We start from the raw sequence: 13230 nt of genomic DNA on the forward strand, positions 1-13230 counted from the left end.
CCCGCCTGCTCCCCGCCGTCCGGCGACGGGTTCATCTCCAGAAAGCGGTGTGCTGCACGACACCGCCACGCTAGATTCGCACCATCAAATCGCCCAACGTCGGTACCCCCTGCCAAACTGGACGGCATGACGGACAACGACTGGCCAGACCTCGAAAGTGTGCGCGAGGAAGCGGGGCTGCACCTTCACTGGCAGGGACGCCGGTCCTACAGGTCGCTGGTTCCCGTCCCGCGTGTGCTCGAACAGAACGACGAGCTCTCGTTCCAGCCAGAGCAGGGTCGCAACTTGGTGATCGAGGGCGACAACCTGCAGGTGATGGTCTCGCTGCGGACGCAGTACGCCGATGCGATCGACGTGGTCTACATCGATCCTCCGTATAACCGGGGCGGCAACGACTTCCGGTATAGCGACGCCCGCTACCACGACCCTGATGCAGATGCCAGCGATGCGACGTACGTTTCGAACGTCGATGGTGGACGCCACACCAAGTGGTTGAACTACATGGCGCCCAGGCTCGTCGGGATGAAGACCCTCATGGCGGATAGTGGAGTGATTTTCGTATCGATCAACGACATCGAGCTCGGAAGACTTCTGATGCTGATGGACGAGATCTTCGACGAGAAGAACCGCATCGGTGTCATCACCTGGCGAGGATCCGCCGACAACAACCCGTCGCGTATCCAGACGGAACACGAGTACATCGTCTGCTACGCGAAAGACATCAACTTCGTCCCGAAGGTGTGGAGCTCGGTCGCCGACGAGATGCGCGATGTGCTCCTTGAACGGTACGAAGAACTGGTGCAGTCAGGGCTTGACGGTGCGGCATTGGCGAAGGAATGGGGCTCGCTGGTTCGCGCAAACGGAAGAGACTCGCTCGGGCGCCTCGCCCGCTACACGCACCTCGATGAGAACGGACCGTACCAGGTCGCCTATCGAGTGCATAACCCGAAGAAGGGCGGGTACGAGTACGGGGTCACGAAATCGGGAGTCGTTGACAACCCAAGGGCTCGTGGGACCTATCGGATGCCGGCAAACGGCTATCGCTTCCCGCCGCAGACGATGCAGCGATACATCGACGAGGGCAAGGTCGTCTTCCCCCGTCGCCATGAGCAGATCGTCCAGATGAAGGACTACCTGAAGGATTTCCGGGGCACTCTGAGAAGTGTTATCGATCTCGACGCACGCGCGGGCAGCTATCGGCTGAAGCAACTCTTCGGCGAAGAGTTCGATGGCTTCCGTTATGCCAAACCGGTGGAGCTGATTGAGCTCCTGGTTGGCGCTGCCGGCTCCAAGGATGCCCTCGTACTCGACGCCTTCGCGGGCAGCGGCACGACTGGCGACGCTGTCATGAGCCTTAACGCTCGTGACGGTGGACGGCGTCGTTTCGTTCTGATCGAAGAGGGCAACGAGGATGATCCGTACGCCCGCACACTCGTTGCGCCGCGACTGCGTTCTGCTATCGAACACGATGGCTTTGACTCCGGCTTCGCGTTCCTCACGACTGGGGCGCAGCTTGACCGGGAAGCGATCCTGAGCCTTGAGAAGGACAAGATCGCTGCCGTCATTTGCCAGACAGATCGATCCGGCACGCGATCCGGAATCAAACCGATCGGTGGCAAGAAGTGGGTGATCGGCTCGAATCAGCGTGGTGAGGCGCTCGCGCTGGTCTGGTTCGGATCAACGAACAGCCAAGTGAATGCCTCGGTCATCAACGAGGCGCTGGCGGAAGCGAAGGGAATCGGGCTGAAGACCCCTATGCGCATCTACGGCACCACCTGCACGATCAGCGAGACCAAGTCGTTTGTCTTCTGCCAGATTCCTGACGAGATTCTGGCGGCACTGCAGATTGAGGACCAGATGCCGGAGGAAGTGGAGGCCGAGTTGGCGGAGGTAAATTCGTGAGCAACGTGCTTCGCCTGTTCGAGTTTCAGGAGATCGCGGCGAACCAGATCGCTGAAGCTGCAGCTGAGTGGGTGCAGTACTACGCGGAGGACGGTGCACTTTACTTCGGCAAGACGCCAATCCCGTTCATTGGCCACTTGAAGGCGGTGACGGGCGCCGGTAAGACTCCGATCCTTGCGAAGATTGTGTCCGACCTCACTCCAGCTATTGTCCTCTGGACCTCTAAATCGAGTGCGGTGGCGGATCAGACCTATCGGAACCTGAACGGGAAGTATGCTCACCTGCTCCCGGCGGGGACACGCGTCGTTCGCGAGCGCCCGAGCAAGGCGGAGTGGGAAGAGCTCATTGAGTCGACAACCGGCCTGACGATTTGGGTCACCACCGTCGGTTCATGGAACGAGGCGGAGTTCGCGGACTCCGAAGGCAGCGAGTCGGCTCGCCTCAACATGCACCGCATCCACAAGGACTGGGGTGGGGATAGGTCGCCCTGGGATCAGCTTCGCTCGTTGCTGCAGCGTCCGCTCTGGGTGGTCTACGACGAGAGCCACAACCAGACCACAACGCAGCTCGAGCAACTGATTGGGCTTCGCCCCGTGGGATTCCTGTTGGCCTCTGCCACCCCGCCGAGCGGCGGGCTGTTTGATCGGTTCGCTGAGGTAGTCGACGGCGATGATCGCGCACGGGAGATCGCTGCCCGTGGCCGTCACAAGGTGGAGACGAAAGACGTCGTCGAGAATGAGCTTCTGAAGCACACCATCATGGTCGAGAACTACGATTCTGACCCTGACCAGCTTCTTGACGCCGCGGTTGGTCTCCACAGGGAGCTCTCCGAAGCAGCCTTGGCGGAAGGTGCGACGATTACGCCGAAGGCGTTGTATATCGTGGAGCGTTCCAATCCTCGGAAGGATGAGATCATCTCGCGTCCGGTCGCGATCTGGGAGCATCTCCGCGCCCGTGGGGTGCCCGCGCAAGAGATCGCGATCTACACGCAGACCAAGGTCGTTCCGGACGAAGCTGTTCGCGTCTCGTCGCTTTCTGAGCTCCAGCCCCACCACACGCACATCATCTGTAACCGTGCGCTTCAGGAGGGCTGGGACGATCCCGAGGCATACATCGAGTACTTCGATGACGAGTCAAACTCTTACGTTCGGATCGCCCAGGTTATCGGCCGCGCGCTGCGCCAGCCCGGTGCCCACCACTACGTGGATGACCGGCTGAACACCTCGACGCTCCTGGTCCGCGTCCCGAATCAGACCTTTGAAGGGATCGTCAACGGTCTGAAGGATGAGCTGGCGCTGTACGCGGTCGATGAGACGAACCCATCGGCCAGCCCCTCCATCCGGCTGAAGACTCGTAAGGACGCGCTTCCTGACGTTCCATCGAAAGCGGATCTCCCCGACGACGTCTGGCTGCCGCAATACGTCCTGGGGGAGGCGGAACTGGAGGACGAGAAGAAGAAAGCGCAGGCTATGTCTCGGCAGCCGTTCGCGCCGGAGGATCTGCTCGCCAAGGGACGCAAGTCCATCCAGAAGATCTCGCTGCGTGGTGAAGAAGACTCGACCCGTTATGAGCAGATCGCGGCGAGCATGCGGCGCAAGAACGGTGAGTATCTACGTCGTCGAGTACAGCTGCGCGCTCGTCACTGCGCTCACCTGCTTGAGCCGGAACTCTTCACGGGACCTGCGTTCGAGCAATGGGCATGCTCGGGGTCGACAGCGCAGGCAATGCTGTCAGAGCGCGCCAACGCAATTGCGGAAGCCTTCGAGGCGACGGTCGAACTCGTCCCCAATGAGATCCATGGCGAGGAGAGGTGGTCCCCGTCGGCGCACTCGCCCACGGTCGACAAGTTCCACTCTTTCAACAACGCCGTGCATGCCCGGTACGCCCAGAACCAGTTCAATAGTGAGGAACTCGAGTTCGCAAAAGCACTCGACTCCCTCAACCGCGGCATCTGGATGCGCAACCCCACCCGAGGAGATGGGTACGGAGTTTTGCTGCCGATCAAAGTCGGTTCCTCGAACACCTTCTATCCCGACTTCCTCTGGTGGGTTGATGGAGAGTGCTTCGCCATCGACCCCACAGGCAAGCACATCCTCGAAGAGAAGGTCCGCGGCAAGCTACTCACGATAGATCGACCGAAGATCGCGCTCCTCACCAAGGGCAAGGTCAGCAACGACTTCCACCAGCTCTCCGACACGGACGGATACACGCTCGTCCGCCCGCGGAAGAGTCGCGCTGCCGCGCCTGAGTACGTGAATAGCCTCGTCGAAGCGCTGGAACGGCTTGCACCCCCAGCGGCCGTGTCGGACAACGAAGCAGGCTGACGTCTCGTGGTAGCTGCTGCCGGCCAGATCGCCGTCTTTCTTGACACCACTGAGTTCTCCGCGAACTCCTCGCTCGAATCTGCCGGCTGGGATTCTCTCCAGGCGGCGATCACATCTGGACTCGTAGTTGTAGCTGTCTCCGAAGTGACAGTGCGCGAACTCACCCGTCAAATCATGAAGAAGGCGGACGACGAGCGTGCTGCCATCGAAAAGTCGATCGCAGCACTTGCCGCGCACTCAATCGAGGCAACACTGAACTCTCGGCTGGCCGACGACATCGAAGGCGCCCTTCGAGGTCGTCTTGCACGGCGCAAGGTTCAGGTGCTGCCGTTGCCCGAGGTCAGCCACGACGAACTCATTGGTCGAGACTTGGCTATCCGCAAGCCGTTCGACAAGGACGGGAAGGGCTACCGCGATGCCCTGATCTGGCAAACCTTCGTCTGCTGGGCGCGGCAGTCCTTGGCTGCGGTAGGCGCAAGCGAGATCTACTTCGTGAGCAGAAACGTAAGAGATTTCGCGTTCGAGGGCGCACTCCACCCTGACCTCGCGGTGGACGTCCCAGCTGACATTGTGGTGCAATTCACGCATCAGCTGAGTTCGATCGTGGCGCGCGTGCGCGAGATTCGAACGCCCAGTGTGAATCCTCCTGCGAGCGAGGATGAGCCTGCAGCGCCGAGTGCTGCGGGTGCAGCCGGGCTCGCGGTGTTCGAGGGGCTAGCGGGCCAGGCGTGGGAAGACCTCGGGGGCTTCCCATTCACGTTCTCTTCCATCGAAACTGTAATGGTTGTGGCGGTCGACATCGCGCGAGAGTCGCTCGAAGCGACCCTTGTCGACACGATCGACGGTGTCGGAATTTGGGACGTTCGAGTTGGTGCGACGCTCACCCTCGAGGGCATGGTCTACCGAGGCGACGCGAGTGTTCTCGATGGCGAGTGGAGTGTGTCCTACGGCGACTTTGACGATCACTATCACGAGGCAACGCGAACGATCCAGTCCACCCTTGTGGCTGATGTCCGCATTGCCCGCGAAGGGGCAGAAGTAGACGCCGCTCTGTCGAGCATCTTGGTGAGTCGCGAGCAGGTCGCAAAGTGACGCTTGCCCTTGGAGCGATCTTGCTTGACGCAGGCATTGATGCTTCTGAGGCGTTAGTGATTCGCCATGCCTACGTTCGGGAGCACGAGGACAGCGGCATCTCGGGAATCCACGCGGACTCGACCGACGCCGAGATCCTCGAATACACACGCAACCAGTCTGCAAACACGAGGCGGTTCCCCGGGGTGCCACCTCGCTATTGGGTCGTCTTTATCCGCGAGGGTGGCGATCAAGCACGGCTATGGGCCGTGATCGAGAGCCGCGGTGAGATCTCGAACGATGGCGTACGTCGGGTGTTTGACATGGTCGAGTCCGAGCACATGACGGACCTGCGCGGACGGCTGGTCATCGGGTGGCGTTCGCCGCGGACCTGGTGGATGCGTGCCAGTACGGCAGCCAGCTACCCGGTGATGGGCATCGCCGATGCCGAGCCCGTGCCATTCCCGGGTTTTGACAGGCTCGTCCTTGACTACGCGCAACTCCAGGCCGTCATGCGCGAGCATCGCTACGCCTCTTGGCGAACTGCGCTTTCTTCAGTTGTTGGCATCTATTTGATCACTGACACCCGTGACGGCCGTCAGTACGTCGGCAAGGCCGACGGTGAGGAAAATATCCGTCAACGCTGGACCGCCTACGCGACCAACGGCCACGGAGGCAACGTGGAGCTCCGTGGTCTCGATCCTTCGACCTTCCGCTATTCCCTGCTGCGCGTGTTCGATCCGTCCACACCCACCTCGGCGATCGATGCGTCGGAGAGCCACTTCAAGGTCGCGCTCGACAGCCGTAAGCACGGACTCAACCGCAACTAGAGGTGCGGATGGCCCCGGTCTCGCCGGCAGCCGTCACCACTTCCCAGGTCGTGACCATCCTCGATGGCATCCAGGATCCACTGTCTAAGCGGCGGGATGATGTCCTTCGCTGCACTCAGCACTCGTATCTCTGCACATTTTCGGTAGTGAAGCTTCATGTGCTCCGGTGCGGACTGGTACTCGATCGCCTTGTCGGTGTCGGAATGCCAGACCATAGCGTTCAGGTAGAGGTTTGCGTAGTGGTAGTCGGTAGAAAGGCCTTCAAGTGGCACACCTGAGGGGGACACGCCGGGAGGCCCGATTCTGACGACTTGATCGTGGGTTTCACCTGGTCTCAACGGTCCCGGCGAACCGCCCAGATTGCCGGCGTACACGAAGGCATTCCGTTTCCAGTCGCCCAGGCCGCGTCGCGCCTGCTTCAGCCGACCCCGCAGTTCTGGATGTTCTCGTTCGATCTGCGCGGTGAGTCTATTGATGCTCACAGGGTCGTCTTCAAGGAAGACGATGGGGCGCATCCTTACTGCCATCGCGAGCCAGTCGTCATCAGGGAGCACTTGAGGATCGAAGCCTGTTGCGCCGAGTTCGCCGGTCTTGAGATCGAGGCGCATTTGCACGCTGAACTGTGCGTCCTTCCCTGCGAGCGGATGGCGCGCGATGCGTTCCGCTCGCTCGAGAAAGTTGGCAACATTAGCCACGAGGTCGGGGCTACTGGGCCCGCAGGTGTCCTCATAGAGCGCTGGCGACATAGAACGAAGTCTACGAAGACACCGGCTCATCGGACCTTTCTCTGCACCGCGTGCCTGGGCAACCAGCGCTTCGTGGTTCCTGAATTTGCGTGGCTGGAACCGTAGCGGCTGATCAGTTCGGAACTGGGTAGATGCGCCTAGGCAACCGCCGACACACCCCCTGCACAGAACCACTCGCTCTCGCTCCATCCGCGATACGCGACCTCTTTCCAGACCAGTGCCGGCTCCGCAGAGAGGCTCTGCGCCATTTCCGCCAGGTAGGCCGAGACTTCGCTCGGGCCTCCGGTGTCAAGGAGGCCCACCAGATAGCCCCGAATGCCCGTGAGCTCCACGGCCGCCTGATCCGCGTAGAGGGTGTCAAGACCGAACTTCTCGAAGTGGAATTGGACTCGCGCGGCTTGATGAGCTGTCCAGTTCGTCTCGGGTACGACGCTGAAGTGTAGTGGCGCACCTGGTGATTCGTCGACGATGCAGGTAAGCCAGGGGCGGGTCGCGAAGTCGTCGTAGTAGCCGTGAAGGATCTGGTCGCCCGGGTTCTCGCCTGCGTACTCCAGCTTTGTCCCGTTGCACTCATCGCAGATCGGCACGAGATTGATGGGAACGATCGCCAACTCGGGAAACTTCCGTTTCGGGAGGTAATGGTCTAGTTCGGAGGCCTCTCGAACGAGGCACAGAGGACAGCGACCAAGCCGTGATGCTTCGCGGAGCCGGTTGTAATAGCCACGCGCCGATCCCCTTAGTAGCCGGTTCTTGTAGGCCCATTTGACGGCGGTTCGCAACGGTATCTCGACAGCGGCGTTGTGGCTTCGGAACTCATAGAGCCGCTCGTCATCCGCCAGCAGATGGAAGCTGGCCTCGGCCTGCTCCAAGTCCTCTGCGTGATGGACGATGCGATTCTCATTCATGGTCTCGCCGAACGTAGCGATGATGTCGGCGACGTTGAAGTCGGGCCGATCGACGATGATCACTGGTTACCCCGAGAGGCGAACCAGGCGCGAACAAGTGCGCGTGCCTCGCCGCCAAGTTGGTATCTGAACCGTTTGAGAACTTCCTCGTAGCTGTCAGCTTCTTCGGCCGCCTCCTCAAGCAGCTTGTAGAAGCCGGCGCGGGTCACCTCCAGGGAGAAGACATCGTGGGTCAGTACGCCCACGTTCTCGCCGAAGGTCTCGCGCACCGGACGGTCCACCTTGCTGGTTCCTCCGCTGCGGCGGACAACGAGCACGCACTCTCGGGGTACCTCTTGCAGGAGCACGGGAGAGTGGGTGGCGGCGATGGCGACGCCGTTCCGCTCTTGCATCAGGCTCGACAGCGCGCGAACAAACGCGCTGAGTAGTGGCGGGTGCAGATGCGCTTCCGGCTCGTCGAGCAGCACGAGTGAACGTGAGACGACCGTTTCAACCAAGCGCGTCACTGTGAGCAGGACGATCTTGTGTCCCGAGCTCAGGCGCCTAAAGGTCTCCTCCGCTTCGGTGCGAGGCTGTCCATCAGGGCCAAGGTTCATCTGTTCCTCGACCAGGTCCGCGACCGCCGCGTCCCGGAAGTTCTTGTCACTCTCGAGTGTTCGGAGGGCCTCCTTCCAAAGCGAGTTAAGGCCCCTCTGGAAGATGCGTTGCGCGCTCCCCGCGAATGCTTTAGCAAGCTCTTCTGGGCTGAGTGTCCCGTCTGCCTCCTGCAGCCCGATCCGGGAGTAGGTGACGTTAAGCCCTTCGGCACCTTCCTGTGGCAGGTCCGACTGATCAAAGGCGCTAAATGAGACGAAGACGAGGTTCGTGAACCCCGGTCCGCCCACCTCGGTGGAGTCGAAGCTCCCGGAGGGAACCTCCACGCTGTCGACGCCAAGGAGCTCGCGCGCCATCGAATGAAGCAGGCGTGTCTTCCCGGAGCCATTCCGGCCGATTAGGACGTGGACGTTGGTGGGTGGCTCTGAGTCGGGTTCGACCGAGAACGGAAGCCGCAGTGTCGGATCGCGGTCATCCTCTGGTGGCTGCACGAACGTGAATTTGTAGGGCACGAGATCGCTGCCACCGTGAGCAATGCGATGGAATTGGGTCTTTGCGGTCTCTGCGCCGACCTCTCGGAACAGAGAGTCATGAATGACGCCGTGTTCCCACAACCCATCGATCCGCTCTGGCGAGTATGCGAGGTCTTGTAGACCACGAAGCACTACTCCCGTGCGCTGCGCGCCCAATTCTGCAAGGAGCTTCTCGTAGTAGCTCTGGTCCTGCCCGAGCGATGCGTAGGACTTGCCCAGACGTGAGAACGTCGCTTGGAGTGGAGTTCTGAACTCCTCGTCGTTCGCATAGCTCTCGAACGTGACATCGGCGATCTTGACGTGGCCGACCCGTGTCAGATCCTTGTCGGCGTCGACAACGTACAGCATGTACAGGGTCCGCCAACGGTACCAGTCGTTCCAGATGACCTTGGTCAGAACAACGTCACCGGCGGCTGCCCCCTCAGGTGCACGAGCTGAGTCCACAACATGAAAACGCGCCATGACTCTGAACGACCTCCTCTGGTTGGCTTGAGCTTATCGGCGGGAGCAAGCCGAGTTGACGGGACCGCAAACACGCCCGCCGTGCTCCCTCACGACAGGGAGCGGCACCGCCAACTCAGCGTGCTTGCGTCCCAAGGTTTTCACACGATTGGAATCTATCGAAGGATGTAAGCATCAGACCGAAAGCCCCGGCCGCGACGCCCTGACTTCCTTTATTCGGACTTGGCTGTCGTCGGCGGACGCAGTGTGACACCGGCCCCAAGGATCGCAACTCGCGTCGTCTCCTGGTTCACGTCGAGCTGCGTAGCCACTTGTGATAGCGAAAGTCCAGACCCGTAGAGCCGGGCGGCTTCGCTCACCTGCTCCGGTGTCAGTGGCTGGCGCCGCACGACCACCGCGTTCGCACGAAGAATTCCGAGGATCGTAGACTTCGCAACCCCATACTCGCTCGCCAGAGCCGTGGAGGTCTCGCCCGCTTCATAGCGAGTGACGACCGCTGCGCGATCGGCGTCGCTCAACCGAGTCCACTTCCGGCGTCCAGTGGAGGCTGACTCCTTTCTCACGGAATCTCCGGTCATGGCTGAAATCGCTCGCAATCTGGCCACCGTTACCCCGGTTTCTGAATTTGTGGAACAGAGGTTAATAAGGTCGACCAAAATGATTATGGTTATCGTTCTCAAGTGAGAAAATAACAGAGGTAGAAGGCGCTGATTCAGGCGTCTTTTTTCATGTCCCGGTACATGTTTGGCGAATGATGCTCGCAGACATCACCCCTGTAGAAAGGTTCGAGTCCTGCAAGGTGTCTTGGCTCGGTACGTACTTCCCGGGAGTTTCTGACCTCTGTCGGATGTACCGGGGCGTTCATATCGCGCTTTCATACATGGTGCTTATGGATGCATTTTCCGGGGGAGAAGCGCATACTCGGCGCATAACTCAATACGGAGGAATGCGTACCGTGCCCCGACTCACTGATGCCACTTACCTAGCCCAACGTCACCGCCTGATGACGGCATGGGAGTTTCGTATGGGGCTGTTCGCCGAACTGGAATACTTCGAGCAGCGCGACCTACATCGGTTCTTTGCGCCGAGCAAGGAGCTCTACGACGACGATACCCTCGCCTACCGGCGCGAGATGACCAAGCTTCATCCGAGTCTTCCCAACCAAGCCGGCCGAGCGTATGCGCACTTCGAACGCGTCGTTGCCGAAGACGCGGAACGTCGCGCCAACCCGCCGGTCAAGACCGTGCGGCTGAAAGGTTCGCCCCGCCCACAACGCGTCGTGACGGTGCGCGGGGTCGCCCGGCCCGAGCCTGACGCAAAGCGACTCGCACAGCTAATCGTGTCGCTCGTACGTGAAGACGAGAAGAGCGGCGGAGAGCTGCTCAAGACGCTGAAGAAGTAATTGAGTGTTGACATCGTGGGCCTACTTCTTCATATTGAACGGCATATGAGGGCGCCACTATCCGAACCACTGCGGAAACCGAAGGAGAAGGAACCGTTTCGTAGTCCTTTGCGACGTATCAAGGACTACAGGTTACTCACTTGGATAAGACGCGCGTCGGGCTATCAAACGGATCCGATCCTCGCCCTGCATGATAAGGATAGCTTCGAGAAGGCACTTCCACTCGTAAAGGACTTCTCGCGAACAACCGCGGCCATTACCGGACTACTTGCCGCCGGTTCATTGACGTTCATCGGCTTGTTTGACGTAGTCAACTTTCCCGATCTGTTCTGGCTCAAAGTATCGTGGATCGCGCTTGGCGCCAGCACGCTCACACAGCTAGGAACTCATTTGCTGATGATGGCCGTCGTTGCTGGTAGCGATAGACAGCGCCACTATGAAGCTTGGGAAAATGCTCAACCCCCTCTGCCGGCGGAGCCCGAGGACATAGAGGAGGAGCTCCAGCTAGCCGCAGCGCGCATCAAGACAGAGCTTCACTACCGACAACTTCGGTACACCGTTCGCGCCATGCTTGCGTGCCTCACGTTACAGACAGTCTTCTTGATTGTCGGTGGTGCAGCAATCATCTACTTCGCGAGCACCGCAGTCTAGAACCCACTTGGAGGTCGGAGTCTCACCCCTTCTCCAAGGATCGCTACCCGCATCGTTTCCTGGTTTACGTTTAGTCGTCCCGCTACCTGCGAGAGTGATAGTCCGGACTCGTAGAGTCGCCTGGCCTCACTCGTTTGTTCCGATGTCAGTGGCTGTCGCCGCACAACCACCGCATTCGCTCGAAGAATCCCGAGGATCGTGGACTTCGCAACGCCGTACTCGTCGGCCAAGACCGTCGAGGTCTCGCCACCTTCGTAACGCGCGACCACTTCAGTTCGTGCGGCGTCACTCAAGCGAGTCCACTTTCTCCGTCCGGCTGAGACAACTGGAGTTGTTTGAGAATCCCCGGTCGCAGCGAAAATCGCGCGTAGGCTTGCCGCCGTCACCCCTGTTGTTGAATTTGTGGAACAGAGGCAAATAAGATCGACCGAAAAGCCCAGGTGGGAGTAGTTTCTCACCTGGGCTTCGTCGTGTCCGACCGGGCATTCGGTAGGCGCTGGCTGCCGCTGCTGATTTCGGAGCGCTCCTGCCGGTGCGCCGCGAGGCCCGCCCCGGGATCCGCTCGATTCATCACTGATGTCGTGACGCCCGACATTGGCTATCGTCGGATCGTGAACAGGACTGATCGGCTCTACGCCCTGGTAGAGGAGCTACGGGTCGTGGCGCCGCGTCCGCGGAGTGCGCGATGGTTGGCCGAGCGGTTCGAAGTGAGCGTTCGCACGGTGGAGCGCGACATTAGCGCGCTGCAACAGTCCGGCGTGCCGATCTGGGCCGAGGCAGGACGCACAGGTGGGTACTGCATCGCTCGTGAGCACACGTTGCCGCCTGTCAACTTCACACCCGAGGAGGCGATGGCGATGGCCGTCGCACTGCAAACGATGGGGGCCGCGCCGTTTCGTCCCGCTGCGGAGGCGGCGATGCGAAAGCTGGTGTTCGCGATGAGCAGCGATGACACGCAGGCGGCTCGCGACCTGGCGGGACGGGTGCACTTCCTGCGCGACGAGTTCGTCCTGAACCGGGTTCCGCGCCTCATCGCGGACGCCCTTGCACACCCGCGAGTGCTGCGAGTCGTGTACAGCGACCGTGCGGGGGCGCAGACCCACCGCGACATCGAGCCCCTCGGCTACGTCGAGTCGAGCGGCATCTGGTATCTGATCGCGTGGTGCCGGCTGCGAAGAGGCATCCGCGCCTTTCGGATCGACCGCATCCTCGACGTTACGGTCACCGCCGAGACGCCGGAACAGCGGAATCTGACAGCCGACGACATCGACATCGTCTACGGAAGACTCGAGCCGCTGAGTCTCTGAGAGCTCCAGAAACACCGACAGGACGCTGTCGCGCGGCTCGCTCATGCTGGTCAGGTCGAGATGGTCTCGACACCTGATCTGAGGGGCTACCCCATGAACTTCGTCTCCGTGCGCGTCATCACTAACGACGTCGCTCGCCTCGCCGACTTCTACGAGCTGATCACGGGCGGCACCACGGTGCGCACGGGCGACGTGTTCGCCGAGCTGACCACGCCATTCGCGACGCTCGCGATCGGCGATACCCGCACGGTTCCCGCCTTCGCCCCGGGTGCTGCGGAGCCAGCGCAGATTCGCTCGGCGATCATCGAGTTCCTCACCCTTGACGTGGACGCCGACTACGCGCGATTGAAGGGGGTCGTGGACTCGTGGGTCAACGAGCCTACGCTCATGCCGTGGGGCAACCGGTCGTTGCTGTTGCGCGACCCGGACGGGAACCTCGTGAATCTCTTCACGCCCGCGACGCCCGACGCGATCGCGAAGTTCGCGCGCTTCCGAGCGTGAGG

The 13230-nt window shown here is 60.8% G+C and carries 12 protein-coding genes; 8 read left to right on the plus strand and 4 right to left on the minus strand.

Annotated elements, in window-relative coordinates; genetic code table 11:
• Positions 1-126: 126 nt before the first annotated feature.
• The 4 genes from L978_RS07365 to L978_RS07380 are packed head-to-tail and all read left to right on the plus strand — an operon-like array spanning position 127 to position 6127.
• On the plus strand, positions 127-1902 hold the full coding sequence (locus L978_RS07365) for a site-specific DNA-methyltransferase (protein ID WP_052193402.1): 1776 nt from the start codon (positions 127-129) through the stop codon (positions 1900-1902).
• On the plus strand, positions 1899-4226 hold the full coding sequence (locus tag L978_RS07370) for a hypothetical protein (RefSeq protein WP_047521860.1): 2328 nt from the start codon (positions 1899-1901) through the stop codon (positions 4224-4226). The genes L978_RS07365 and L978_RS07370 overlap by 4 nt, the downstream gene beginning before the upstream one ends.
• Before the next feature lie 6 nt (positions 4227-4232).
• Complete coding sequence (locus L978_RS07375; protein WP_047521862.1) at positions 4233-5318, plus strand: PIN domain-containing protein; 1086 nt, start codon at positions 4233-4235, stop codon at positions 5316-5318.
• Positions 5315-6127 (plus strand): GIY-YIG nuclease family protein, encoded by an 813-nt coding sequence (locus L978_RS07380; protein WP_047521864.1) that lies wholly within the window; start codon positions 5315-5317, stop codon positions 6125-6127. Before L978_RS07375 ends, L978_RS07380 begins: the two co-directional genes overlap by 4 nt.
• On the opposite strand, the gene L978_RS18730 is transcribed toward L978_RS07380, so the two are convergent.
• The 4 genes from L978_RS18730 to L978_RS19285 form a co-directional block, all read right to left on the minus strand.
• Positions 6124-6873: a hypothetical protein gene (locus tag L978_RS18730; RefSeq protein WP_156118251.1), complete on the minus strand. Its 750-nt coding sequence runs from the start codon at positions 6871-6873 to the stop codon at positions 6124-6126. The two genes, L978_RS07380 and L978_RS18730, sit on opposite strands and share 4 nt — an antisense overlap.
• A 137-nt stretch (positions 6874-7010) precedes the next feature.
• Complete coding sequence (locus L978_RS18325) at positions 7011-7841, minus strand: hypothetical protein (RefSeq protein ID WP_052193403.1); 831 nt, start codon at positions 7839-7841, stop codon at positions 7011-7013.
• Positions 7838-9253: an ATP-dependent nuclease gene (locus L978_RS07400; RefSeq protein ID WP_197055626.1), complete on the minus strand. Its 1416-nt coding sequence runs from the start codon at positions 9251-9253 to the stop codon at positions 7838-7840. Before L978_RS07400 ends, L978_RS18325 begins: the two co-directional genes overlap by 4 nt.
• Before the next feature lie 326 nt (positions 9254-9579).
• Positions 9580-9945 carry a helix-turn-helix domain-containing protein gene (locus L978_RS19285; RefSeq protein WP_442921809.1) on the minus strand — a complete coding sequence of 122 codons (366 nt, stop codon included), beginning with the start codon at positions 9943-9945 and terminating at the stop codon, positions 9580-9582.
• A 446-nt stretch (positions 9946-10391) separates the two neighbouring features.
• Here L978_RS19285 and L978_RS07410 point away from each other — a divergent pair, with 446 nt between their 5' ends.
• From L978_RS07410 to L978_RS07425, 4 genes are all read left to right on the plus strand, one after another.
• Entirely contained in the window at positions 10392-10769 is a 378-nt protein-coding gene (locus tag L978_RS07410) for a hypothetical protein (RefSeq protein ID WP_047521871.1), read from the plus strand.
• Positions 10770-10784: 15 nt separating this feature from the next.
• Entirely contained in the window at positions 10785-11420 is a 636-nt protein-coding gene (locus L978_RS07415; RefSeq protein WP_197055627.1) for a hypothetical protein, read from the plus strand.
• A 611-nt stretch (positions 11421-12031) separates the two neighbouring features.
• Positions 12032-12727, plus strand: coding sequence for a helix-turn-helix transcriptional regulator (locus tag L978_RS07420; protein ID WP_047521965.1), 696 nt, complete (start codon positions 12032-12034; stop codon positions 12725-12727).
• Between the two features lie 93 nt (positions 12728-12820).
• Positions 12821-13228 (plus strand): VOC family protein, encoded by a 408-nt coding sequence (locus L978_RS07425; protein ID WP_047521875.1) that lies wholly within the window; start codon positions 12821-12823, stop codon positions 13226-13228.
• Positions 13229-13230 lie beyond the last annotated feature (2 nt).

Source organism: Microbacterium sp. ZOR0019, from assembly GCF_000800925.1.
GTDB lineage: Bacteria > Actinomycetota > Actinomycetes > Actinomycetales > Microbacteriaceae > Microbacterium > Microbacterium aurugineum.

Coding starts and splice junctions, on each gene's coding strand:
- L978_RS19285 (WP_442921809.1), bottom strand. CDS start 9,945: ATGACCGGAGATTCCGTGAGAAAGGAGTCAGCCTCCACTGGACGCCGG.
- L978_RS07400 (WP_197055626.1), bottom strand. CDS start 9,253: ATGCTGTACGTTGTCGACGCCGACAAGGATCTGACACGGGTCGGCCAC.
- L978_RS07410 (WP_047521871.1), top strand. CDS start 10,392: ATGGGGCTGTTCGCCGAACTGGAATACTTCGAGCAGCGCGACCTACAT.
- L978_RS18730 (WP_156118251.1), bottom strand. CDS start 6,873: ATGTCGCCAGCGCTCTATGAGGACACCTGCGGGCCCAGTAGCCCCGAC.
- L978_RS07425 (WP_047521875.1), top strand. CDS start 12,821: ATGAACTTCGTCTCCGTGCGCGTCATCACTAACGACGTCGCTCGCCTC.
- L978_RS07365 (WP_052193402.1), top strand. CDS start 127: ATGACGGACAACGACTGGCCAGACCTCGAAAGTGTGCGCGAGGAAGCG.